Source organism: Methylobacterium sp. TK31, from assembly GCF_055361545.1.
In genome coordinates this window covers 3,199,249-3,222,509 of the sequence record NZ_CM143964.1, presented here as the reverse complement: position 1 = coordinate 3,222,509, position 23,261 = coordinate 3,199,249, and the positions used below count along the sequence as shown (strand labels likewise).

Below are 23,261 nucleotides of genomic sequence, written 5' to 3'. Positions count from 1 at the left end.
ACATCGGGCCGTCTTGCGCACTCGCCGCGTCCGGCCAATGTCAGGGCAACAGGCCGGCGCGCCGCGATTCGCGCCGCACGGAGGAATCGACATGCATATCAGGCGCACCCGGGCATGGGAGATGCCCGAACACCTCGCGACGCCGGAGAGCGTTTTCCTCGACCGCCGGCGCCTCCTCGGGGGAGCGGCGGGGCTGGCGGCCGCGTCGCTGATCGGGACCGAGGACGCCCGGGCGGCGGGCGATCCCACCGCCGACCTCTATCCCGCCAAGCGCAACGAGGCCTACACCCTCGACCGGCCGCTGACGCCGGAGAAGTTCAGCGCCGACTACAACAACTTCTACGAATACGGCACCTCGAAGTCGGTTCTTCCGGCGGCCAACGCGCTGAAGACCCGGCCCTGGACGGTGGCGATCGACGGCCTCGTCGAGAAGCCGATGACCCTCGGGATCGACGACCTGATCCGCAAGATGCCGCTGGAGGAGCGCCTCTACCGGCACCGCTGCGTCGAGGCCTGGTCGATGTCGGTGCCTTGGACCGGGTTCCCGCTGGCGAAGCTCGTGGCCCTGGCCAAGCCCACCTCGGGCGCGAAGTACATCCAGATGCAGACCTTCCTCGACCGGTCTATGGCGCCGGGCCAGAAGTCCTTCCTGTATCCCTGGCCCTATACCGAGGGGCTGACCCTGGAGGAAGCGGGCAACGACCTCGCCTTCGTCGCCACCGGCGTCTACGGCAAGCCGCTCGCCAACCAGTTCGGCGCGCCGATCCGCCTCGTGGTGCCGTGGAAGTACGGCTTCAAGTCGGTCAAATCGATCACCAAGATCTCATTCGTGGCCGAGCGGCCGAAGACCTTCTGGGAAGGGCTGCAGGCGGCCGAGTACGGCTTCTGGGCGAACGTCAATCCGGCCGTGTCGCATCCGCGCTGGAGCCAGGCGACGGAGCGGGTGCTGGGCACCGACCAGCGCGTGCCGACCCTGATCTACAACGGCTACGGGGAGCAGGTCGCCGGCCTCTACAAGGGGCTGGAGAAGGAGCGCCTGTTCGTCTGACCGTCACCGATGGGACGGGCGCGGGGCGGCGGACCAACCCGTCCCGCGTCCTCAGTAGGTCCAGCGCTGGGCCTTGGCGACGAGAAAGTCGCGAAACGCCTGGACGCGGGCGACGGTGCGCATCTCCTCGGCGTAGACCAGATAGCTTTCCATGTGCGGCATCTCGGTCTCGCGCATCACCTGCACCAGCCCGGCCTGACCCTCCGCCGCGTAGTCGGGCAGGATCCCGATGCCGGCGCCGGTGTCGATGGCCTGCTGCAGGGCGGTGATGTTGTTGACCGTGAAATGGATCGTCCGGCGCTCCTGGCCCTCGCGGCCGACGGTGGAGAGCCAGTGCGTCGCCAGCAGGTAGGACGGCTCGTTGCCGCCGAACGAGACCAGGCGGTGATTGTCGAGGTCGGCGATGGATTTCGGTTCGCCGAAGCGCTTCACGTAATCCTGCGACGCGAAGGCGTGGTAGTGCACCGTGAACAGGCGCCGCTGGATCAGGTCCGGCTGGGCCGGGCGCCGCATGCGGATCGCCACATCGGCCTCGCGCATGGCGAGATCGAGCTCCTCGTTGGTGAGGATGAGCTCGACGCGTACGTCCGGGTAGAGGTCGAGGAATTCGGCGATGCGCTGGGCGAGCCAGGCAGTGCCGAGGCCCACCGTGGTCGTCACCTTGAGATCGCCGGTCGGCCGCTCGCTGGTCTCGACCAGGCGGGCCTTCGTGTTCTCCAGGCGCAGCTTCATGTCGCGGGCCGCGCGGAAGAGCAGGTCGCCCTGCTCGGTCAGGATCAGGCCGCGGGCGTGGCGGTGGAACAGCGGCGCCTTGAGCTCGCGTTCGAGGGCGCTGATCTGCCGGCTCACCGCCGACTGGCTCAGGCCGATGTCGTCGCCGGCCCGCGTGAAGCTGCCGGCTTCCGCGACGTTGAGGAAGATGCGGATCTTGTCCCAGTCCAAGGCGTCCACTCCCGTACGCAACCCGACGCCGGCTGACCGGGCTTCCCGTCGCGCCGAGCCGCGATCCGGACGTCCCCGCCAGGCCCGATCGACCCGACCTTTCCGGCACGCGCGGGACGCGGGACGGGCGAAGGGAGTCATGCGGGTGACGCCGACGGCGCATGCCGTCAGCGCTTAGGTTAGGGGTTCGACCTTGCGATTGTCTTGACGCTGCGCGCAAGACGCATGGCGCCGTCGTCCGCCGGAATCTTCTTATTCGGCGGCCGCTTGCTGGGGTGTTTCGCCGACTTCCAGCGCGGCTAAGTACTTCTCGGCGTCGAGGGCGGCCATGCAGCCCATGCCGGCCGCGGTAATCGCCTGGCGGTAGACGTCGTCGGTGACGTCGCCCGCCGCGTAGACGCCGGGGATCGCCGTATGGGTGGTGCCCGGCGCGGTGTCGATGTAGCCGCCGTCGCGCATGGCGAGCTGGCCCTCGAAGATCCCGGTGGCCGGCTGGTGGCCGATGGCGATGAAGACGCCATCGGTCCTGCGCTCCGTGATCTCGCCGGTGCGGGTGTCCTTCAGGCGGACATGGGTCACCGAGGGCGGCTTCTCGCTGCCGCAGATCTCCTCGACGGCGTGATGCCACACCACCTCGACGTTGGGGTGCTTGAACAGGCGCTCCTGCAGGATGCGCTCGGCGCGGAACTCGCCGCGGCGATGGACGACGATGACCTTGGAGGCGAGGTTGGCCAGGTAGAGCGCCTCTTCCACGGCGGTGTTGCCGCCGCCGACCACCACGACCTCCTTGCCCCGGAAGAAGAAGCCGTCGCAGGTGGCGCAGGCCGAGACGCCGAAGCCCTGGAACTTGGCCTCGGAGGGCAGCCCGAGCCACTTCGCCTGGGCGCCAGTGGCGATGATCACCGCGTCGGCCGAGTAGGTCTCGCCGGAATCGGCCTCGAGTTGGAAGGGCCGCACGTTCAGGTCGACCTTGGTGATGTACTCGGACACGATCTTGGTGCCGACATGCTCGGCCTGCAGGCGCATCTGCTCCATCAGCCAGGGGCCCTGGATCGCCTCGGCGAAGCCCGGGTAGTTCTCCACGTCGGTGGTGATCATGAGCTGGCCGCCGGGCTGGAAGCCCGAGATCATCAGGGGCTCGACCATGGCGCGGGCGGCATAGATCGCGGCCGTGTAGCCGGCGGGACCGGAGCCGATGATGATGAGTTTGGAATGGGTGTGCGCCATCGCTCTCGTCTCCTTCAGGCCCATCGCGCGCGGTGATCGGCATAGGCCTTGGCCATCGCGCCTGCGATGACGGGTGTCGCATCCAGGGGCTGGTAGTGAAGTTCCTCCAGGCGGCCGACGAAGGGCTTCAGGGCCCCCGCCATCGCGAGGCCGGCGAAGAGCCGCCTGTGACGGATATAGGTCTTCGGCAGGTCGAACAGGAGGACGGGGACGCCCGTGCTCACGGCCTCGCCCACCATGTTGGCGGAATCCGATGTGACGACGATCGAATCGGCGATCGCCAGCATCGGAACATAGGGATTGAGGCTGCCGCCGTCCCAGAAGAAGCCGCCCTTGGTGGCCACCATGGTCCGCAGGGCGTCGCGCAGATTCTGCGGGGTGCGCCGGGACACCGTCACCATCAGCGAACAGCCGCCGTCGGTGAGCTTGTCGAGGTCGCTCAGGAGCCGGCGCATGTCCGCCGGGCGGTAGCTGAGATGCCGGCTGTCGCCGCCGATCAGCACGGCGATGCGCGGCCAGGGCAGGGCGGACAGGCGCGGGTCCGGGTTGGCGCGGGCCTCGGCCAGGCGCTCCGGCGTGACCTGATGCGGCGGCGTCAGGGTGGTGAAGACGTTGGGGCCGCGCAGGTCGTCGTAATCCGGCACCCAGACGAAGTTCGCCGCGTCGTGCCCGATGCGCGGGTCCTTCAGGAAGGCCGTGAAGGTACGGTCCCGCGAGGCGGCGCGCACCGCCCGCAGGTAGGGCACGGACCGGCGGCCGGAGGCGATCAGCAGGTCGGGGAGGGGGCCGGCGAGGATCCCACGGGGGTTGCCCGGCCGATCCCGCGGATCGGTCGGCCCCCAGGGCGCCATCCAGCCGAAGGGCGGACGGGGTGCGATTCGACGGAGCTCGAACGGCAGGCCGAGGGTCTCGGCGAGGCCGATGCACTGGTTCTCGTCGCCCGCCTTGCCGTCGGTGACGATCCAGGTCCGTGCCTGGGTGAGTTCGGGAAGCGGCGCGGAGGCGCCGGTGGGGGAAGGCATCGCGGACGCTGCCGACATCAGGTGATCCAGGTCAATCCTCGAGCGGAATCATCCGCGGGGCCGTCCACTCAATCCTGGGGGAGGGCACGCCGCAGCCAGCCTGCATAATGCTGGGCGATGGCGGTCACCCGGCGGCGCTCGGAGGCCGGGTCGTACCAGGCGCCGCCCGAACTCGACGGCAGGGCGGAGAGCTGGGGGTGGCGTGCGAGGATCTCGCCCCGGCGCCCGACGAGCAGGGCCTCGCCGTCGAGGTAGTCGCTCTGGGTTCCACCGCCGAGGCGGCCGCGTCCCCCGTCGCCGCCGGCATAGGGATTGATCGACAGGCCCTTGATCCGCACCACCAGGACGGGACCGCGGCCGCCGAGCCGGTCGGCGAACTCGGTGCGCAGGGCGGCGAGCAGGTCCTCGCGCAAGTCGAGAGCCGGATTGCCGCCGCCGAGGGCGATCAGCGGCCGGACATCGACCTGGATGCCGGAGAGGCGCTCGCCCCCGAGACTCGGGAGGCCCTCGGCCCGGGCCGCGCCGGGCAGGGCGACGAGACCGAGCAGCGCAACCGCCGCCCGGAGAAGGCCCGGCCGCACCGGAACCTCAGCCGCCGTACTGGACGGCGACGACCTCGTAGGACTTCCCGCCACCCGGCGTCGTCACCTCGACCGTGTCGCCGACGCCCTTGCCGATCAGCGCGCGGGCGATCGGGGAGGTGATGGAGACCAGGCCGGAGCGGACGTCCGCCTCGGGCTCGCCGACGAGCTGGTAGGTCTTCTCTTCCTCGGTGTCCTCGTCGAGGAGCTTCACCGTGGCGCCGAACTTGATCTTGGTGCCCGAGAGCTTCGAGACGTCGATCACTTCGGCGCGTGAGATCATGCTCTCCAGTTCGAGGACGCGGCCCTCGTTGTGGGACTGCGCCTCCTTGGCGGCATGGTACTCGGCGTTCTCAGACAGGTCGCCGAGGGCGCGGGCCTCGGCGATGGCCTGGATGATCCGCTGGCGCTCCACCTGCTGGCGGTGCTTCAACTCCTCCTCCAGCGCTGCGTAACCGCGCACCGTCATCGGAACCTTGTCTATCGTCATCGTCTCGCGCCACAATGAATAAGCCCGGGCAGGAGCACGCCGCTCCTTCCGGGCCAGAGTAAGTTACTCCTGAACCGCCAACAACACGGCTCCCGATCGACACGGGAGCCGCGTGAGACTTCAGGCCGCGAAGTATTCCTGCAAGGCGCGGACCTTGAGATCGCCTCCGAGATAGGCCTTGATCCCTTCGGCCGCAGCCATCGCTCCTGCAAGAGTGGTGTAGTACGGCACTTTATGCAAGAGGGCGGCGCGCCGGAGGGAGCGCGAGTCCGACAGGGCACCCGCCCCCTCGGTCGTGTTGAAGACGAGCTGGATGTCGCCGTTCTTGATCGAATCGACGACGTGCGGCCGGCCCTCCAGCACCTTGTTCACCCGCTCCGTCGCCACGCCCTGATCGGCCAGGTAGCGCTGCGTGCCGCCGGTGGCGATGATGGTGAAGCCGAGCTCCGAGAGCAGGCGGATCGCCGGCAGGATGCGCTCCTTGTCGGCATCGCGTACCGAGACGAAGACCGCCCCGCCCTTCGGCACCAGGGTACCCGAGCCGAGCTGGCTCTTGGCGAAGGCGACGCCGAAGCTCGAATCGAGGCCGATCACCTCGCCCGTCGAGCGCATCTCGGGTCCGAGCAGCACGTCGACGCCCGGGAAGCGGGCGAAGGGGAACACCGCCTCTTTCACCGCGATGTGATCCAGCACCTTCGCCTTGAGGTCGAAGCTCGCGAGCGACTCTCCGGCCATGACGCGGGCCGCGATCTTGGCGATCGGGTCCCCGATCACCTTGGCGACGAAGGGCACCGTGCGCGAGGCGCGGGGGTTCACCTCCAGCACGTAGATGGTCCCGTCCTTGATCGCGTACTGCACGTTCATCAGGCCGCCGACCTTCAGGGCCAGGGCCATGGCCCGGGTCTGACGCTCGAGCTCGGCGATGATCTCCGGCGAGAGCGAGCGCGAGGGCAGCGAGCAGGCGGAGTCGCCCGAGTGGATGCCCGCCTCCTCGATGTGCTCCATAATGCCCGCGATGAAGACGTCCTTGCCGTCGCAGATGGCGTCGACGTCGATCTCGGTGGCATCCGACAGGTAGCGGTCGAACAGGAGCGGGTTCTTGCCCAGCACCGTGTTGATCTGGCCCGTCTTGTCGTTGGGGTAGCGCGCCTTGACGTCCGACGGGATCAGGCTCGGCAGGGTGTCGAGGAGGTAGTCGGCGAACTGCGCCTCGTCGCGGATGATCGCCATGGCGCGACCGCCCAGCACGTAGCTCGGGCGCACCACGAAGGGCAGGCCGAGGTCGGAGGCGATCAGGCGGCTCTGCTCCACCGAGTAGGCGATGCCGTTCTTCGGCTGCTTCATGCCGAGCTTGTCGAGGAGGCGCTTGAACTGGTCGCGGTCCTCGGCGAGGTCGATGGCATCCGGCGAGGTGCCGAGGATCGGCACGCCGGCGGCCTCCAGCGCGCGGGCGAGCTTCAGCGGGGTCTGGCCGCCGAACTGCACGATGACGCCGTGGAGCGTGCCGGCCTGGCGCTCGGTCTCGATGATCTCGAGGACGTCCTCCTGGGTGAGCGGCTCGAAATAAAGCCGGTCGGAGGTGTCGTAGTCGGTCGAGACCGTCTCCGGGTTGCAGTTGACCATGATGGTCTCGTAGCCGGCCTCGGACAGCGCGAAGCAGGCGTGACAGCAGCAATAGTCGAACTCGATGCCCTGGCCGATCCGGTTCGGGCCGCCGCCGAGGATGATGACCTTCTTGGCGTCGGTGGGCCGCGCCTCGTCCACCACCGTGCCGGCGAAGGGCGCCACGTAGGTCGAGTACATGTAGGCGGTGGGGGCCTGGAACTCGGCCGCGCAGGTATCGATGCGCTTGAAGACGGGGCGAACGCCGAGCGCCCGCCGAGCGGCCCGCACGCTGTCCTCGTCAGTTTTCGCGAGCACGGCGAGGCGGGCATCCGAGAAGCCAGCGGCCTTGAGCTGGCGCAGTGCTCCGGGGGTGTTCGGGATGCCGTGCGCCTTGACCCGGTTCTCGAGGTCGATGATCGCCTGAAGCTGTTCCAGGAACCACGGATCGATCTTGCAGGAGGCATGGACCTCCTCGTGGCTGACGCCGAGGCGCAGCGCCTGTCCGACCTTGAGCAGGCGGTCGGGGGTCGGCGTGCCGAGGGCGGCCTTGATCGCGTTGTGGTCGTCGCCCTTGCCGAGTCCCTCGATCTCGATCTCGTCGAGGCCGGTGAGGCCGGTCTCCAGGGAGCGCAGGGCCTTCTGGAGCGACTCGGCAAAGCAGCGGCCGATCGCCATGGCCTCGCCCACCGACTTCATGGCGGTGGTGAGTGTCGGCTCGGCGCCGGGGAACTTCTCGAAGGCGAAGCGCGGGATCTTGGTGACGACGTAGTCGATCGAGGGCTCGAACGAGGCCGGGGTGGCGCCGCCCGTGATGTCGTTGGCGATCTCGTCGAGGGTGTAGCCGACGGCCAGCTTGGCCGCGACCTTGGCGATGGGGAAGCCGGTGGCCTTGGAGGCCAGGGCCGACGACCGCGAGACGCGCGGGTTCATCTCGATCACGATCATCCGGCCGGTGGCCGGGTCGATGGCGAACTGCACGTTCGATCCGCCGGTCTCGACGCCGATCTCGCGCAGCACCGCCAGGGATGCGTCGCGCATCACCTGGTATTCCTTGTCGGTCAGCGTCAGGGCCGGCGCGACGGTGATGGAATCGCCGGTGTGGACGCCCATCGGGTCGATGTTCTCGATGGAGCAGACGATGATGCAGTTGTCGTTCTTGTCGCGAACGACCTCCATCTCGTATTCCTTCCAGCCGAGGACGCTCTCCTCGATCAGGACCTCGTTCGTCGGCGAGGCGTCGATGCCGCGCTCGACGATGTCCAGGAACTCCTCCCGGTTGTAGGCGATGCCGCCGCCGGTGCCGCCCATGGTGAAGGAGGGGCGGATGATCGCCGGCAGGCCGACCTCGGCCAGCGCGATCAGGGCCTGCCCGATGGCGTGCTCGCCGTAGCGCTTGCGCCGCTCGGACTCGCCCCGGTGCCAGGTCTTGTCGAAGGCCGCGAGCGCCGCGGTGCGGGCCTCGCCCTCGTTGGCCGCCTCGATGCGGGCGATCTCGGCGAGGTACTTCGCACGGTCGGCCTTCTTGGCCGCCGAGGCGTTGGCGAGCGCCGATTTGGGCGTCTCCAGGCCGATCTTGGTCATCGCGTCGCGGAAGAGGTGGCGGTCCTCCGCCTTGTCGATCGCCTCGGTGGTGGCGCCGATCATCTGGACGTCGAACTTCTCCAGCACGCCCATCTTCTTGAGCGACAGGGCGCAGTTCAGTGCCGTCTGGCCGCCCATCGTGGGGAGCAGGGCGAAGCCGCCCGGAACGACGTGGCGCTCCTTCTCGATGATCTTGGCGACGATCTCGGGGGTGATCGGCTCGACATAGGTGGCGTCGGCCATGTCCGGATCGGTCATGATCGTGGCCGGGTTCGAGTTCACCAGCACGATCCGGTAGCCCTCCTCGCGGAGCGCCTTGCAGGCCTGGGTGCCGGAATAATCGAACTCGCAGGCCTGGCCGATGACGATCGGCCCCGCACCGATGATCAGGATCGAGGATATGTCGGTGCGTTTCGGCATCGGGCGCCTTGGCTGCAAGCACGCGCGCCCGGCCAGGGCCGGTGCCGGAGAAGCGGCACGGGTCTGGGGGCGCTGGCGGCGTGGATTATCGTTGATCTTGGCACTTACACGCAGCCCGCGGCCATTGGAAGGGCGCGGGCGGACGGTGAAGCGTCGGCGGGTCTCAGAAGCCCAGGTACAGGGCCGAGACGGCGCGGTCGATGGACAAGTAGAACACCCCGAAGGCGACCACGGCCGCGGCGGCGAATTCGAGGGCCGCGTTGGAGAGGGTCTGGCTGCGGCGCAGCATCTCGCGGCCGAAATACAGGCCGATCCAGGCGAGCGTCATGACCACCGGCAGCGCGAACAGGAAGGACCAGGTGCTCTCGACGCGGTCGAGGCCGGTCATAGGGTCGATCAGCGCGCGGATGTTGCGGACCCAGGGGGCGTAGCAGGCCGAATACAGGGCGGTCATCCACGCGAGGCCGACGGCCACGCCGAGATGGAACGTGAAGAGGCGATGCAGGCGCGAGAAGTCGTCGCGCGCGTCGTCGAACGTCATGTGGAAATCCCCGGCCAGCGTCGGAATCGGCTCGGCGGCGATCTTCGAACGCCGTCCTTAGCGAGCCGTTAACGATGCCGGGATGCCCGGAAATGCCGGATTTTTTGTGACGGCAAGGGAACCATTTCGCGGTTTGCATCGCCTGCGTGCAGGTCTGGCCTGCAGGTGCCGCGACGGGCGGACGGGGTGATGGGCCCCGCCGGCCGCCGGGGATCAGTCGGCCGTGGTGACCAGGGTCTCGGGCTTGCCGGCCTTCATCAGGGCGACGAAGCGCTCGAACAGGTAGTGGCTGTCGCGCGGGCCGGGCGAGGCCTCCGGATGGTGCTGCACCGAGAAGGCCGGGCGGTCCGTCAGGGTGAGGCCGCAATTCGAGCCGTCGAACAGGGAGACATGCGTCTCGAGCGCGGTTTCGGGCAGGCTCGCCGGGTCGACGGCGAAGCCGTGGTTCATCGAGACGATCTCGACCTTTCCGGTGGTCTTGTCCTTCACCGGATGGTTCGCGCCGTGGTGGCCCTGGGCCATCTTCACCGTACGGCCGCCCAGCGCCAGGCCCATCAGCTGGTGCCCGAGGCAGATGCCGAAGGTCGGTACCTTCTCCTGCAGCAGCGCCCGGATCACCGGGACCGCGTACGCGCCGGTGGCGGCCGGGTCGCCGGGGCCGTTCGACAGGAACACGCCGTCCGGCTTCATCGCCATGATCTCCTCGGCGCTCGTCGTGGCGGGTACCACGGTGACGTCGCAGCCGGCCTCGGCCAGGAGGCGCAGGATGTTGCGCTTCACGCCGTAGTCGATCGCCACGACCTTGAGGCCGGTGCCGGGCCTGCGGTCGCCGTAGCCGGTCTTCACGCCCCAGGTGGTCTGCGACCATTCCGAACGCGCCCGGCTGGTCACCGGCGGCACGAGGTCGAGGCCTTCCATCGGCGCCAGCGCCGCGGCGCGGGCCTTCAGGGCCTCGCGGTCGAAGCGGCCCTCCGGATCGTTGGCGATGACGGCGTTCGGCATGCCGTGGTCGCGGATCAGCGCGGTCAGCGCCCGGGTGTCGACCCCGGTGATGCCGACGATGCCCCGGGCCTTCAGCCAGGAATCGAGGTGGCTCGACGAGCGCCAGTTCGACGGGTTGGTGACGGCGGAGGCGATCACGGTGCCGCGGACACCGGAGGCCGGCGCCGCGTCGAGGCTCTCGAGGTCCTCGTCGTTGGTGCCGGTATTGCCGATATGCGGGAAGGTGAAGGTGACGATCTGGCCGGCATAGGACGGATCGGTCAGGATCTCCTGGTACCCGGTCATCGCGGTGTTGAAGCAGACCTCGCCATCGGCGATTCCGGTCTGGCCGATGCCGAATCCCTCCAGCACGGTCCCGTCCGCCAGGACCAGGAGCGCGGTGGCCAGGGGCTCGGCCCAGGGAGCGGGGGGCGCGGGCACGGCAGGCGTGTGGACGCCTTCATCTTGCAGCATCGGCGTGATCTCGCTTATGTCCGGCCGATCCCGGCGCCGTGAGCGGCGCGTGCGGGCGGCTTGTCGTGCGGCGCTCATAGCGAGCGCGCCGCGTTAGGGTCAATGTGGCCCTCGCGTCGGCGCGTCTCAAGAACCCCGGTTCGCGCAGCAATTCGCAGACCACGCCATCGATCCGCCGTCCGGAATCCCGCTTTTCCCGGGATCCCGCATTTTCCAGGAGTCACACCATGCTGCGCGCCCGTCTCACCACCGAGATGAAGGAAGCCATGAAGGCCGGCGACAAGGCGAAGCTCGCCACCGTCCGGATGATCCAGGCCGCCCTGAAGGACAAGGACATCGAGGCACGCGGCCTCGGCAAGGAGCCGGCCTCGGAGGAGGAGATCCTCGCGCTCCTCCAGAAGATGATCAAGCAACGCAACGAATCGGCTGCGGTCTACGACCAGGGCGGTCGGCCCGAGCTCGCCGAGAACGAGCGCAACGAGGTCGCGATCATCGCCGGCTTCCTGCCCCAGCAGATGGACGAGGCCGAGACCCGCGCCGCCATCGAGAAGGCCGTGGAGGAGACCGGTGCGGCCGGGCCGAAGGACATGGGCAAGGTCATCGCCGCCCTGAAGGGCGCCTATGCGGGCCGCATGGACTTCGCCAAGGCGAGCGGCCTCGTGAAGGAGACGCTCAACGCCAAGGCGTGAGCGCGTCCCGGCACTGCGCTCCGGCGTTGGGGACTCCTTAAGCTGAAGCCGCTAGGATGGATGGCTGCAGAGGTCCGGTTCTTGCCGTGCGTTACCCGCCCCACATCCTCGAAGAGATCCGTGCGCGCCTGCCCGCATCCGATATCGTCGGGCGGCGCGTCCGGCTGAAGAAAGCGGGCCGCGAGTGGCGCGGCCTGTCGCCGTTCAATGCCGAGAAGTCGCCCTCGTTCTACGTGAACGACCAGAAGCAGTTCTACCACTGCTTCTCCTCCGGCAAGCACGGCGACGTCTTCACCTTCCTGATGGAGACGGAAGGCCTGAGCTTTCCCGAGGCCGTGGAGCGCCTGGCGGCGGAGGCCGGCGTGTCCCTGCCGGCGCCGAGCGCCGATGCCCGCGAGCAGGAGACTCGGCGCGCCGGAGCCTTCGAGGTCATGGAGATGGCCGCCGCCTTCTTCGAGGAGCAGCTGCGCGGCCGTGCCGGCACGGAGGCCCGCGCCTACCTCGACCGGCGCCAGCTTGGGCCCGAGACGCGGAGCCGCTTCCGCCTCGGCTACGCCCCGGGCGACCGCTATGCCCTGCGCGACCACCTCGCCGCCAAGGACGTCGACCGGGATCTGATGATCGAGCTCGGCCTGCTGGTGGCCGGCGAGGACATCCGCGTGCCCTACGACAAGTTCCGCGACCGGGTGATGTTTCCAATCTGCGATTCGCGCGGGCGCGTGATCGCCTTCGGCGGCCGGGCGATGCAGAAGGACGCCAAGGCGAAGTACATGAACTCGCCGGAGACGCCGCTCTTCCACAAAGGGCAGCTGCTCTACAACCTGCACCAGGCCCGCAAGCCCGCCCATGACCGCGGCGTGATCATCGCGGTCGAGGGCTATGTCGATGTCATCGCCATGACCCTGGCCGGCCATCCCAACGCGGTGGCGGGCCTCGGCACGGCGCTCACCGAGGAACAGATCGGCCTGCTCTGGCGCAACGCCGACGAGCCGATCCTCTGCTTCGACGGCGACGGCGCCGGCCAGCGCGCGGCCTTCAAGGCCCTCGACGTGGCGCTGCCCGGCCTGACGCCGGGCAAGTCCCTGCGCTTCGCCATGCTGCCCGAGGGCCAGGACCCGGACGATCTCCTGCGCGCCGAGGGCAAGTCCGCCATCGACCGGGTTCTCGATGCGGCCCGGCCCCTCGTGGAGGTACTGTGGTCGCGCGCCACCGATGGTGCGCCCCTCGATACGCCGGAGCGGCGGGCCGGCCTCGCCAAGTCGCTGCGCGAGATGGTCGCCTCGATCCGCGACGAGACGGTGCGGGGCTTCTACCGCGACGAGATCGAGGGCCGCCTGCGCGCCCTGTCCCCGCAGGCCGCCTCCGGACGTCGCGGTCCCTGGGAACCGCGGACGACCTCGGCGCGGCCCGCCTTCCAGCGTCAGCCCCGTCCCGGCGATCCGCCGCCCTCACCGCGAATCACCACCAAGTTCAACCCGCTCTATGCCGGCGAGACCAGCGCGTCCGGTCCGGTGGCGTTCCGCGACCGGGAGGCGATGATCGTCTCCAGCCTCCTGGTCCACCCCGAGCTGCTCGGGATCGAGGCGGAGGATCTCGCCGAACTCGAGCTCGGAGACCTGGATGCGCAGGCGCTGCGCTCCCTCCTGCTCGACAGCCACGCCGATGCGGACCGGCCCGGCCTCGAGGTTCTGGAAAGCCGGCTCAAGCGCGCCGGCCTCACCGAAGCAGCCGCCCGACTGGCCAGCCACGTGCGTCCCGGAGACCGATGGACCCTTGACGCGCATGCCGATCCTGTGCGTCTCGAAGACGCATTGCGTCAGGCCGTGATCTTGCACCGCAAGTCTGGAGCGCTAAATAGCGAACTCCGCTTGGCTGAAAGGGCCCTGGTCGAGGACGAGACGGAGGCGAACTTCGCTTGGCTGTGCGACGTGAAGGCCCGTATGGCGGTCATCGCCGGTGCGGAGGCGGACGAGGCGGTGCCGGATGCGGATGAGGCATCGACACCCTGAAACGTGCGCCGCGAATGAATTCGGCCGCCATTGGCGGCTCATGGTTAACAATCGGTCAAGCGTCTCGCTTGCATACCGGGATCTGACATCGACGCGGCTGTCACTTCGACGGTCCGCACATCACATGCATTTCGGCGTCGATGACGCGGAGTGAGCGACACGCTCCCGCGCGACGCTGACACGACAACCATAGGCGGACCATGGCGACGAAGGCAACGGAACGGGACGAGACGGATGCTGCTCCGGAGCAACAGACCGACGGGCCGCTCCTCGATCTGACGGATGCCTCCGTCAAGCGGATGGTGAAGCTCGCCAAGAAGCGCGGCTACATCACCTACGAGGAGATCAACGAGGTTCTGCCCGACGGCCAGTCCGACCCCGACCAGATCGAGGACGTGCTGTCGCAGCTCTCGGAGATGGGCATCAACGTCGTCGAGGCGGAGGAGACCGAGGAGACGACTGAGGCCAAGGCTAACGGCGAGGCCGACGACGAGGACAGCGCCGAGGGGACCGAGGTCGCCGAGATCGCGCCGACCAAGCCCGTCGCCCTGCGCGCCGAGACGACCAAGGAGCCCACCGACCGCACGGACGATCCCGTGCGCATGTACCTGCGCGAGATGGGCTCGGTGGAGCTCCTGTCCCGCGAGGGCGAGATCGCCATCGCCAAGCGCATCGAGGCCGGCCGCGAGGCGATGATCGCGGGCCTCTGCGAGAGCCCGCTGACCTTCCAGGCCATCATCATCTGGCGCGACGAGCTCGTCGACGGCCGGGTGCTCCTGCGCGAGATCATCGACCTCGAGGCCACCTATGCGGGCCCCGACGCCAAGAACGCGATGCAGATCGCCGAAGGCGCCGAGGAGGGCGAGGAGAGCGAGGGAGATACGCCGACGCCGCCCGAGGGCGACGACGAGGACGACATGGAGAACAACGTCTCCCTGGCGGCCATGGAGACCGAGATCAAGCCGCGCGTCCTCGAGACGTTCGACAACATCGCTAACAACTATCGCAAGCTGCGCAAGCTGCAGATCGAGCATGCCGAGCTCAAGGCCTCGGGCGGCACCCGCACGGCCGCACAGGAGCGCAAGCAGGACGAGCTGAAGGACGCCGTCGTCACCGACGTGAAGTCGCTCTCCCTCAACGCCAATCGCATTGAGGCCCTGGTCGAGCAGCTCTACGACATCAACAAGCGCCTCATCTCCCATGAGGGCCGCCTGATGCGCTACGCCGAGAGCCACGGCGTCGCCCGCGACGAGTTCCTGCGCCACTACCAGGGCTGGGAACTCGATCCGAACTGGATGGAGCGCGTCGGCAGCCTCGGCGGCCGCGGCTGGAAGAACCTCGTCGAGAAGGGCTCGAGCGAGGTCGCGCGCCTGCGCGAGCAGATCCTGACCCTCGCCTCGGAGACGGGCCTGGAGATCGGCGAGTACCGCAAGATCGTCAACATGGTCCAGAAGGGCGAGCGCGAAGCCCGCCAGGCCAAGAAGGAGATGATCGAGGCCAACCTGCGCCTCGTGATCTCGATCGCCAAGAAGTATACCAACCGCGGCCTGCAGTTCCTGGACCTGATCCAGGAGGGCAACATCGGCCTGATGAAGGCCGTCGATAAGTTCGAGTATCGCCGCGGCTACAAGTTCTCGACCTACGCTACCTGGTGGATCCGCCAGGCGATCACCCGCTCGATCGCCGATCAGGCCCGCACGATCCGCATTCCGGTGCACATGATCGAGACGATCAACAAGATCGTTCGGACCTCGCGCCAGATGCTGCACGAGATCGGCCGTGAGCCGACCCCGGAGGAGCTGGCCGAGAAGCTCGCCATGCCGCTGGAGAAGGTGCGCAAGGTCCTCAAGATCGCCAAGGAGCCGATCTCGCTCGAAACCCCGATCGGCGACGAGGAGGATTCGCACCTCGGCGATTTCATCGAGGACAAGAACGTCGTCCTGCCCATCGATGCGGCGATCCAGTCGAATTTGCGCGAGACCACCACGCGCGTGCTCGCCTCGCTCACGCCCCGCGAGGAGCGGGTGCTGCGCATGCGCTTCGGCATCGGCATGAACACCGACCACACCCTCGAGGAGGTCGGCCAGCAATTCTCGGTGACGCGCGAGCGCATCCGTCAGATCGAGGCGAAGGCCCTGCGCAAGCTCAAGCACCCGAGCCGCTCGCGCAAGCTTCGGAGCTTCCTCGACAACTGAGGTCTTCGAACGCGCCGGTTCGTCCCGGCGCGCCGTTCTTCCGGAAGAGCCGGCTCCTCTCGGGGGCCGGCTCTTTCGTTTCATGATCTTCGACGTCGCCGACACAGGAACGGGGTAGCATCCGACGGTGCGCGGGCGCTGGATACGCCTCCCGGCAACCAGTCGTCGACGGAACAGGGGAGGCGCGTCGCGCCACGTTGGCGTCGGTGTTCGACGCCTGGTCTGCGCGGTTGAAGCGGTCACGCCCGCACGATACTCACGAAACCCGAACGGTCGCCGTTGCCGGACGCCGCTTCTCAACCCACCTTGGCCATATGCTTGATCGAGGCCCGCCCCAGCCTTCTCCCACCGCCGAAGCCGATGGCTCCGAGGCGGCCGATGTCCCATTCGGCGCGCTTCAGGAATGCGTGGCGCTGCGCGACTGGCTGCTGAGCGAGGGCGCGCGGATGCCCAAGGCCGAGGAGCTGCTCTCGGGACTTGCCGAGCGCCTGATCCGGCTGGACGTGCCGGTGGATCGCGCCACCACGGCCATCGACGCCCTGCATTCCGAGTATTCCGGCGTCGGCCGGTTCTGGACCCGGGAGGCGGGATCCTCCGTCCGCCTGTTCCCGCACGGCGAGGCTTCCGACAAGGCCTACCGCGAGAGCCCGTTCTTCCGCGTCCACGAGACCGGCGAGTGGCTGATCCTCGACCTCGCCGAGACGCCGGACGACGCCTTCGCGGTGATCCCTAACCTGAAGGCCGAGGGCTATCGGCACTACATCGTCGCGCCGCTGTTCTTCACCAACGGCACCCGCAACGGCATCTCGTTCGCGACCCGGTCCGAGGTCGGCTTTCGCGGCGAGGACGTGGCGATCCTGCGCTTCATCATGCCGACCCTGGCCGCCGTCGTGGAGATGCGCAGCGTCAACAAGCAGCTCGACCACGTCCTGCGGATCTATGTCGGCGACGAGCCGCACAAGGCGATCCTCGGCGGCTCGATCCGGCGCGGACACGTCCAGCGCATCCGCTCGGCGATCCTGTTCGCCGACATGCGCGACTATACCCGCATCTCCGCCGACATGACGCCGGAGGAGGCGGTCGACCTCCTGAACATCTTCTTCGATTGCCTGGTGCCGGCCATCGAGCGCGAGGGCGGCGAGGTTCTGAAATATCTCGGCGACGGCCTTCTGGCGATCTTCCGCGAGCCCGGCGACGACCTGGGGGGCGCCGCCAAGGGGGCGCTCACGGCCTCGCAGAGCGCCATGGCTGCACTCGCTGAGGCCAATGCGCTCGGGCGCTTCGCCAACCCGGTGGCGGCCGGCATCGCGCTGCATCACGGCGAGGCGGCCTATGGCAACGTGGGCTCGGGCGCGCGCCTCGACTTCACCGTGATCGGGCGCGACGTGAACCTCGCGAGCCGCGTCGCCCGCCTCAACCGGACGCTGGGCGAGCCGATCCTGATGACGAAGCCCTTCGTCGACTTCCTCTGGGACATGCCGGAGCCCCTGGGCGAACACGCCCTCGACGGGTTCTCCCAACCGATGGGCGTCTACCGCCCGGTGCGCCCGCCCGCCGCCTGACGCGCCGGCGCGGCGGAGGCGCAGGCGGGGATTGACCCCGGCGCTCGGACGGCCCACATCAGGGCTGTTCCAGGGAGATCCCCGGCAAGGGGCTGAGAAACCGATGGCTGTCCGTTCGTGGATGGCGGCGCGGAAATCCTTCGAACCTGACCCGGTTCATACCGGCGTAGGGATTGGACCGCGGGTTTCTCCTCAAGCCCGGCACGCTTCACCGCTCGAAGCTGCAGCCCCACCAATCTCGTCGCCCGTTGCGGAGATTGCGTTGGACGTGACCCCGAACTCCTTCCTCAACCTGCGACGCACGCACGGCGATGCGCCCCCGGCCGCCGCCGCTCCGGCGCGCAGCGATGTGGTCGTCGTCGGCGCGGGCCTGATCGGTCTGTCGGCGGCCTGGCGCCTGGCGCAGGCCGGGCGATCCGTGGCCGTGCTGGAGCGCGACACCGTCGGCGCCGGGGCGAGCCTCGCCGCCACCGGCATGCTGGCGCCCGCGGCCGAGCACGAGCCCGGCTCCGACCCGCTGCTGCCCCTGGCGCTGGAGAGCCTGTCGCGCTGGCCGGGCTTCCGCGATGCCCTGCAGGATGCGGCCGGGCTCGACATCGACTACCGGCAGGAGGGCACCCTGGTGCTCGCCATCGGCCGCGACGAGGTCGAGCGCCTGCGCTTCCGCCACGATCTGCAGAAGCGCTCCGGGCTCGACGCGCGCTGGCTGACCAGCGCCGAGGTCCGGGCCCGCGAGCCACGCCTGCGGCCGGCCGTCACCGCCGGCCTGTACTGCCCGCGCGACCACCAGGTCGACCCCAGCCGGGTGATGGCCGCCCTCATGCGCGCCTGCCTCGCCGCCGGAATCGTCATCGTGGAAGGCTGTGCGGCGCGCTCCCTGGATTGGAGCGCTGGCCGGGTCACCGGCGTGAACACGGATCAGGGGCTGACCCGGGCCGACACCGTCGTGCTCGCCTCCGGCGCCTGGAGCGGGGAGGTGGGGCTCCTGCCCGACCATCTCGCCCTTCCGGTTCGTCCCCTGCGCGGCCAGTCCCTGGCCCTGCGGACCACCGCCCGCACCGGCACGCTCGCGCATATGGTCTGGACCGAGCAGGTCCACATGGCGCCCAAGAGCGACGGCCATCTCGTCGTCGGGGCCACAGTGGAGGATTGCGGCTTCGTGCCCGGCGTCACGGCCGGCGGCCTCTACGCCTTGCTGGAGGGCGCCCGCCGCGTCCTGCCCGGCATCGAGGAGATGGCGGTCGAGGCGGTCTGGAGCGGCTTCCGGCCGACCTCGGACGACGATGCGCCGATCATCGACACGCTGGCGCCCGGCCTCGTCGTCGCCACGGGTCACCACCGCAACGGCTACCTGCTGGCCCCCGCCACCGCCGATGCGGTCGCGGCCCTGGTCGTCGAAGGGGCGTTGCCGGACTTCGCCCGGGATTTCGGTCGCGCTCGCTTCGCGCCGGCGCCGCAGAGGGCCATCGCATGAGGCTCACGGTGAACGGCGAAGCCCGCGAGAGCGCGGCCGCCGATCTCGACGCCCTGTTCCGGGAAGAAGCCGAGGAGACCGGCATCGACAGCCCGCAGGGCATCGCCATCGCGCTGAACGGCGCCGTGATCCGTCGCCGCGACTGGGCGGCCACCGTCCTCGCCGACGGCGACCGCGTCGAGATCGTCCGCGCCATGCAGGGAGGCTAGACATGACCGAGATCGCGAACGACACCGATACGCTGACGATCGGGGGCGTGAGCCTGGGCTCGCGCCTGTTCATCGGCACCGCCGGCTACCCGACCCAGAGCATCCTGTTCGACGCGGTGGCGGCCTCCGGCGCAGAGGTGGTGACGGCCTCGATCCGCCGGGTCTCGCTGCAGGGGCACGGCTCCGACACCCTGCGCCGTCTGAAGGGCCACCGCTTCCTGCCCAACACGGCCGGCTGCGAGACCGCGCGCGACGCCATCATGACCGCCGAGCTCGCCCGTGAAGCCCTCGATACGAACTGGATCAAGGTCGAGGTCATCGGCGACCGGGAAACCCTCTATCCCGACGTGGCCGAGCTGCTGGAGGCGTGCCGCCACCTCGTCGACGACGGCTTCACCGTTCTGCCCTATTGCAACGACGATCCCGTCGTCTGCCAGCGCCTCGCCGATCTCGGCTGCGCCGCCGTGATGCCGATGGGTTCGCTGATCGGCTCCGGCATGGGCGTGGCCAACCCGGCGAACCTTGAGCTGATCTGCCGGCGCTCGCCCGTGCCGGTGATCGTCGATGCCGGCATCGGCACCGCCTCCGACGCGGTCATCGCCATGGAACTCGGCGCCGCCGGCTGTCTCCTCAACACCGCGGTCGCCAAGGCCGACGATCCGGTGCGGATGGCCCGCGCCATGCGCAACGCCGTCCAGGCGGGCCGCGACGCCTACCTCGCCGGGCGCATTCCGAAGCGGGGCCGGGCCGAGCCGTCGAGCCCGCAACTCGGTCTCGTGGGCTCGTGAGCCGGGGGACGGTCGGCGCGACCGCTCTCGGCGGCTCTGCAATGGGCGCTCCGCGATGAGCCGATTGCCGTCGCGGCTGCTGGTGGTGACGGACCGGTGCGCGACCCGCGCACCCGAGGACGCCGCCCGCCAGCTCCGCGACACCCTCGAACGCCTCCTGCGTGCCGGCGCCCGCTGGATCTGGTTTCGCGAGCGCGACCTGGCGCCGGACACGCGGCGCATGCTGGCCCGGGAGATCGCGCGCCTCGTGAAGGCCGAGGGCGGCGTTCTGACCATCGGCGCCGATGCGGCGCTCGCCGCGGAACTGGGAGCGGACGGCGTCCACCTGCCCGGCGGGGCCTCGGCAGCCGCCATCGCCGAGGCTCGGGGATACCTGCCGACGGGCTGCATCGGGGTCTCGGCGCACACGCCGGACGAGGTCGCGAGAGCGGCGCGGGCCGGCGCCGATTACGCCACCCTGAGCCCGATCTTTCCGACCCCGAGCAAGCCGGGATACGGTCCGGCCCTCGGACGGGAGGCGCTCGCGACCGCGGCCGGATTCGGCATCCCGGTGATCGCCCTCGGGGGAATCACGGTCGGCCGCGTGGATGCCTGCCGCGCTGCGGGTGCCGCGGGCGTGGCGGTGATGGGAGCGCTGATGCGCGGGCCGGATCCGGAGGCCGAGGCGCGCGCCTATCTCGCCTGCCTCGGAGCGGTCTCCGACGGGCGGTGAGGAGAGGAAGCCAGCAGATGTGGGGCCAGAACCGTTTCCTCGCGCGCGTGCCGGTGCGGCACCCGATCATCCAGGCGCCGATGATCGGGCCGAAACCGGCGCTCGCCGCCAGCGTGAGCGCGGCGGGCGGCCTCGGCTCCCTCGCCTGCGCGGCCATGACTCCGGAATCCGTGCGCAGCGAGGCCGCGGCGATCCGGGCCAGGACGGACGCCCCGTTCAACCTGAACTTCTTCTGCCACGTACCGGAGGCCCCCGATGCGGCGCGCGACGCGGCCTGGCGCCGCCGGCTGGCGCCCTACTACGTCGAGCTCGGTCTCGACCCGGCGGCCCCGATCGCGATGGCGCAGCGGTCGCCCTTCGACGCGGCGATGCTCGCGGCCGTCGCGGAGGTCCGACCGGCGGTGGTGAGCTTCCATTTCGGCCTGCCGGAGGCGGCGCTTCTCGAGCGCGTGCGAGCGCTCGGCTGCATCATCCTGTCCTCCGCCACCACCGTGCGCGAGGCGCGCTGGCTGGCCGAGCGCGGCGTGGACGCGATCATCGCGCAGGGGGCCGAGGCCGGCGGACATCGCGGCCTCTTCCTCGGCACCGACCCCGCGACGCAGGTCGGCACGATGGCACTGGTGCCCCAGGTCGTCGACGCGGTGGACGTGCCCGTGATCGCCGCCGGAGGCATCGCCGATGCGCGCGGGATCGCCGCCGCCTTCATGCTCGGTGCCTCCGCCGTCCAGCTGGGCACGGCCTATCTCCGCTGCCCCGAGGCCGGCCTCTCGGCGCCCCACCGCGAAGCTCTGCGGCAGGCGCGGGACGAGGACACGACGATCACCAATGTGCTGACCGGCAAGCCGGCGCGAGGGCTCGTGAACCGCGTCATCCGGGAACTCGGACCGTTGCGTGCCGATGCGCCGGTGTTTCCCACCGCCGCCATCGGCCTCCAGCCTCTCCGCGTCGAGGCGGAGCGGCGCGGCTCCGGAGACTTCTCGCCCCTCTGGGCGGGGCAGGGGGCGCCCCTTGCCCGCGAGACGGCGGCCGGGCGGCTGACCGCCGACCTCGCGGAGGGCGCGCTCAGCCTTCTCGGCGGCTTGCGACCCTGATCACTTCGCCGTCGCGGGCCCGTAGGGCGGTCGGGGGATCGCCCGATGCGCCGCGCGCAGGGCCGCCGACCAGCGCTCGCGCAGGTCGTGGAAGTAGCTCTCGCCGGCCTCGATCCGGTGGTTCACCTCGAGGTCGAGGGCATTGCGCCGGGCGACCGCGATGTCGATCGGAAGGCCGACGCCGAGATTCGAGCGCATCGTCGAATCCATGGAGACGAGTCCGACCTTCAGGGCGTCGTAGAGGTCCGTCTCGTACTTCACCGCCCGGTCGAGGATCGGCTTGCCGTACTTGTGCTCGCCGATCTGCAGGAAGGGCGCATCACCGCTGCACTCGATGAAGTTTCCCGCCGAGTAGATCAGGTAGAGCTTCATCGGGTCGGTGCCGATCTGGCCCCCGAACAGCAGCGAGACCGAGAAGCGCAGGTTGGCCGCCTCGAACCCCGCCTTCTCGATCTCCCGGACCTTCCGGATGGCACGTCCCACGAGCTGCGCCGCCTGGAACATCGTCGGCGCCTCGACGAGCTTCATCTTCGGCTCGCCGGCATCGCCCTCGACGCCCTCGGCCAGGAGGCTGAGGACCGACTGGGTGATGGAGAGATTGCCGGCGGAGGCCAGCATCATCACGCGCTCGCCCGGCACGTTAAAGTGGTGGAGCTTGCGGTAGGTCGAGATGTCGTCGAGCCCGGCATTGGTCCGGGTGTCGGCGATCATCACCAGGCCCTCCTCGACGAGGACACCGACGCAGTAGGTCATGGTGCGGTCTTTCTCGCACGCCCGTCCGATGTCAGGACTGGACGGATGCCTGTGCCTGCTCGACGCGCAACGTCACGTCGAGCGTTTCTGTCCCGCCGCCCATGCGGCTACCGCGGATCGGCGCGGCCCCGAGATAGTCGAGAGCCACGGCTACGCGGATATGCGCCTCGGTCGTGGCGATGCCGTGGGCGGCGTCGAATCCGATCCAGCCAAGGCCCGGCACCAGCGATTCGGCCCAGGCATGGCCCGAGCCCTGGTCCGCATCACGGTCGGTGTGATGGTAGTAGCCCGAGACGTAGCGCGTGGGAATCTCGAGGTGGCGCGCCGCCGCGATGAAGAGATGGGTGATGTCCTGGCAGACGCCCTTCTCCTGCGCAAAGGCCTGGGCCGCGTTCGTGCTGGCGCTCGCCGGGCCGGGCGCGAAGGCGACGCGCTCGTGCACGGCGGCGAGCAGCCGGTGCAGGCAGGGCAGGGGCGCCGGATCGCCGGCCGCGGCGACCTCCTGGGCGAAGGCCTGGATGGCGTCGTTGGCGAGGGCCAGGTCCGAATCGCGCAGGTAGAAGACGTCGGGCAGGCGCTCGACGGTGCCACGGACGATGCCGTGCATCTCCAGGGTATCGACCTCGCCGGTGACGCGGATCGACAGGGCCTCGGCCGGCTCGTCCGCCGTGAACCAGTGCACCACGTTGCCGAAGCCGTCCTCGCGCTCGCTCACCCGGCCGTCGACGGACGGCTCGATGCGCCAGCGCCGGACATACTGCCCGTCATGGTCGCGCGGGCGCAGGCGCAGGACCTGGATCAGACCGCGGGCGGGCTGCTCGTAGGTGTAGTTAGTCTCGTGGAAGACGCGGATTCGCATGCGGCGAC

20 protein-coding genes and 1 riboswitch are annotated in these 23,261 nt (G+C 69.4%); of the genes, 10 read left to right on the top strand and 10 right to left on the bottom strand.

Translation table 11 applies throughout. The annotated features are described in order from the left end of the window. The first annotated feature begins 91 nt into the window (after positions 1-91). On the top strand, positions 92-1,048 hold the full coding sequence (msrP, locus tag ACXJY8_RS14945; protein WP_463770169.1) for a protein-methionine-sulfoxide reductase catalytic subunit MsrP: 957 nt from the start codon (positions 92-94) through the stop codon (positions 1,046-1,048). 51 nt (positions 1,049-1,099) lie between these two features. Here the strand turns inward: msrP and ACXJY8_RS14940 are convergent, their stop codons facing one another. The 8 genes from ACXJY8_RS14940 to carA all read right to left on the bottom strand — a co-directional run bounded on the left by ACXJY8_RS14940 (position 1,100) and on the right by carA (position 10,912). Continuing rightward, a complete protein-coding gene (locus ACXJY8_RS14940) occupies positions 1,100-1,990 on the bottom strand; it encodes a LysR family transcriptional regulator (protein WP_463770167.1) in 891 nt (296 codons plus the stop codon). Between the two features lie 252 nt (positions 1,991-2,242). Continuing rightward, the gene (gene trxB / locus ACXJY8_RS14935; protein WP_463770165.1) at positions 2,243-3,217 is read right to left on the bottom strand and encodes a thioredoxin-disulfide reductase; all 975 of its coding nucleotides are present in this window, start codon (positions 3,215-3,217) and stop codon (positions 2,243-2,245) included. A gap of 14 nt (positions 3,218-3,231) precedes the next feature. After that, complete coding sequence (locus tag ACXJY8_RS14930; RefSeq protein WP_463770163.1) at positions 3,232-4,257, bottom strand: mitochondrial fission ELM1 family protein; 1,026 nt, start codon at positions 4,255-4,257, stop codon at positions 3,232-3,234. 50 nt (positions 4,258-4,307) lie between these two features. Further along, entirely contained in the window at positions 4,308-4,820 is a 513-nt protein-coding gene (locus tag ACXJY8_RS14925) for a hypothetical protein (RefSeq protein WP_463770161.1), read from the bottom strand. Between the two features lie 7 nt (positions 4,821-4,827). Further along, on the bottom strand, positions 4,828-5,304 hold the full coding sequence (greA, locus tag ACXJY8_RS14920; RefSeq protein ID WP_181017364.1) for a transcription elongation factor GreA: 477 nt from the start codon (positions 5,302-5,304) through the stop codon (positions 4,828-4,830). A gap of 126 nt (positions 5,305-5,430) precedes the next feature. After that, positions 5,431-8,916: a carbamoyl-phosphate synthase large subunit gene (gene carB / locus ACXJY8_RS14915; protein ID WP_463770159.1), complete on the bottom strand. Its 3,486-nt coding sequence runs from the start codon at positions 8,914-8,916 to the stop codon at positions 5,431-5,433. Between the two features lie 163 nt (positions 8,917-9,079). Further along, a complete protein-coding gene (locus tag ACXJY8_RS14910; RefSeq protein WP_463770157.1) occupies positions 9,080-9,457 on the bottom strand; it encodes a hypothetical protein in 378 nt (125 codons plus the stop codon). A 213-nt stretch (positions 9,458-9,670) separates the two neighbouring features. Beyond that, positions 9,671-10,912 (bottom strand): glutamine-hydrolyzing carbamoyl-phosphate synthase small subunit, encoded by a 1,242-nt coding sequence (carA, locus tag ACXJY8_RS14905; protein ID WP_463770155.1) that lies wholly within the window; start codon positions 10,910-10,912, stop codon positions 9,671-9,673. Positions 10,913-11,139: 227 nt separating this feature from the next. On the opposite strand from carA, the gene ACXJY8_RS14900 reads away from it, so the two are divergent. From ACXJY8_RS14900 to ACXJY8_RS14860, 9 genes are all read left to right on the top strand, one after another. Next, on the top strand, positions 11,140-11,601 hold the full coding sequence (locus ACXJY8_RS14900; RefSeq protein ID WP_463770153.1) for a GatB/YqeY domain-containing protein: 462 nt from the start codon (positions 11,140-11,142) through the stop codon (positions 11,599-11,601). Between the two features lie 86 nt (positions 11,602-11,687). Then, the gene (gene dnaG, locus ACXJY8_RS14895; protein ID WP_463770151.1) at positions 11,688-13,610 is read left to right on the top strand and encodes a DNA primase; all 1,923 of its coding nucleotides are present in this window, start codon (positions 11,688-11,690) and stop codon (positions 13,608-13,610) included. 200 nt (positions 13,611-13,810) lie between these two features. Further along, positions 13,811-15,805, top strand: a complete 1,995-nt coding sequence (gene rpoD, locus ACXJY8_RS14890) for an RNA polymerase sigma factor RpoD (protein WP_463770149.1) — start codon at positions 13,811-13,813, stop codon at positions 15,803-15,805. 314 nt (positions 15,806-16,119) lie between these two features. Continuing rightward, positions 16,120-17,367, top strand: a complete 1,248-nt coding sequence (locus ACXJY8_RS14885; protein WP_463770147.1) for an adenylate/guanylate cyclase domain-containing protein — start codon at positions 16,120-16,122, stop codon at positions 17,365-17,367. Positions 17,368-17,429: 62 nt separating this feature from the next. Further along, positions 17,430-17,558, top strand: a riboswitch (TPP riboswitch). 77 nt (positions 17,559-17,635) lie between these two features. Next, complete coding sequence (thiO, locus tag ACXJY8_RS14880; protein WP_463770145.1) at positions 17,636-18,841, top strand: glycine oxidase ThiO; 1,206 nt, start codon at positions 17,636-17,638, stop codon at positions 18,839-18,841. After that, positions 18,838-19,050, top strand: a complete 213-nt coding sequence (gene thiS, locus ACXJY8_RS14875; RefSeq protein ID WP_463770143.1) for a sulfur carrier protein ThiS — start codon at positions 18,838-18,840, stop codon at positions 19,048-19,050. The genes thiO and thiS overlap by 4 nt, the downstream gene beginning before the upstream one ends. Before the next feature lie 2 nt (positions 19,051-19,052). Further along, positions 19,053-19,838 (top strand): thiazole synthase, encoded by a 786-nt coding sequence (locus ACXJY8_RS14870; RefSeq protein ID WP_463770141.1) that lies wholly within the window; start codon positions 19,053-19,055, stop codon positions 19,836-19,838. A gap of 55 nt (positions 19,839-19,893) precedes the next feature. Then, positions 19,894-20,550 (top strand): thiamine phosphate synthase, encoded by a 657-nt coding sequence (locus ACXJY8_RS14865; RefSeq protein ID WP_463770139.1) that lies wholly within the window; start codon positions 19,894-19,896, stop codon positions 20,548-20,550. Positions 20,551-20,567: 17 nt separating this feature from the next. Beyond that, positions 20,568-21,641: an NAD(P)H-dependent flavin oxidoreductase gene (locus tag ACXJY8_RS14860; protein WP_463770137.1), complete on the top strand. Its 1,074-nt coding sequence runs from the start codon at positions 20,568-20,570 to the stop codon at positions 21,639-21,641. Here ACXJY8_RS14860 and ACXJY8_RS14855 read toward each other — a convergent pair whose 3' ends face one another. Both ACXJY8_RS14855 and ACXJY8_RS14850 read right to left on the bottom strand, forming a co-directional pair. Next, on the bottom strand, positions 21,642-22,394 hold the full coding sequence (locus ACXJY8_RS14855; protein WP_463770135.1) for a proteasome-type protease: 753 nt from the start codon (positions 22,392-22,394) through the stop codon (positions 21,642-21,644). 31 nt (positions 22,395-22,425) lie between these two features. Then, the gene (locus tag ACXJY8_RS14850) at positions 22,426-23,253 is read right to left on the bottom strand and encodes a transglutaminase family protein (RefSeq protein WP_463770133.1); all 828 of its coding nucleotides are present in this window, start codon (positions 23,251-23,253) and stop codon (positions 22,426-22,428) included. Positions 23,254-23,261: the final 8 nt, after the last annotated feature.

What these genes read in the sequence shown, in the direction of transcription:
- msrP (WP_463770169.1), top strand. Translation starts at nt 92, where the DNA reads ATGCATATCAGGCGCACCCGGGCATGGGAGATGCCCGAACACCTCGCG.
- trxB (WP_463770165.1), bottom strand. Translation starts at nt 3,217, where the DNA reads ATGGCGCACACCCATTCCAAACTCATCATCATCGGCTCCGGTCCCGCC.
- ACXJY8_RS14930 (WP_463770163.1), bottom strand. Translation starts at nt 4,257, where the DNA reads ATGTCGGCAGCGTCCGCGATGCCTTCCCCCACCGGCGCCTCCGCGCCG.
- carB (WP_463770159.1), bottom strand. Translation starts at nt 8,916, where the DNA reads ATGCCGAAACGCACCGACATATCCTCGATCCTGATCATCGGTGCGGGG.
- ACXJY8_RS14910 (WP_463770157.1), bottom strand. Translation starts at nt 9,457, where the DNA reads ATGACGTTCGACGACGCGCGCGACGACTTCTCGCGCCTGCATCGCCTC.
- carA (WP_463770155.1), bottom strand. Translation starts at nt 10,912, where the DNA reads ATGCTGCAAGATGAAGGCGTCCACACGCCTGCCGTGCCCGCGCCCCCC.
- ACXJY8_RS14900 (WP_463770153.1), top strand. Translation starts at nt 11,140, where the DNA reads ATGCTGCGCGCCCGTCTCACCACCGAGATGAAGGAAGCCATGAAGGCC.
- rpoD (WP_463770149.1), top strand. Translation starts at nt 13,811, where the DNA reads ATGGCGACGAAGGCAACGGAACGGGACGAGACGGATGCTGCTCCGGAG.
- ACXJY8_RS14885 (WP_463770147.1), top strand. Translation starts at nt 16,120, where the DNA reads ATGCTTGATCGAGGCCCGCCCCAGCCTTCTCCCACCGCCGAAGCCGAT.
- thiS (WP_463770143.1), top strand. Translation starts at nt 18,838, where the DNA reads ATGAGGCTCACGGTGAACGGCGAAGCCCGCGAGAGCGCGGCCGCCGAT.
- ACXJY8_RS14870 (WP_463770141.1), top strand. Translation starts at nt 19,053, where the DNA reads ATGACCGAGATCGCGAACGACACCGATACGCTGACGATCGGGGGCGTG.
- ACXJY8_RS14865 (WP_463770139.1), top strand. Translation starts at nt 19,894, where the DNA reads ATGAGCCGATTGCCGTCGCGGCTGCTGGTGGTGACGGACCGGTGCGCG.
- ACXJY8_RS14860 (WP_463770137.1), top strand. Translation starts at nt 20,568, where the DNA reads ATGTGGGGCCAGAACCGTTTCCTCGCGCGCGTGCCGGTGCGGCACCCG.
- ACXJY8_RS14855 (WP_463770135.1), bottom strand. Translation starts at nt 22,394, where the DNA reads ATGACCTACTGCGTCGGTGTCCTCGTCGAGGAGGGCCTGGTGATGATC.
- ACXJY8_RS14850 (WP_463770133.1), bottom strand. Translation starts at nt 23,253, where the DNA reads ATGCGAATCCGCGTCTTCCACGAGACTAACTACACCTACGAGCAGCCC.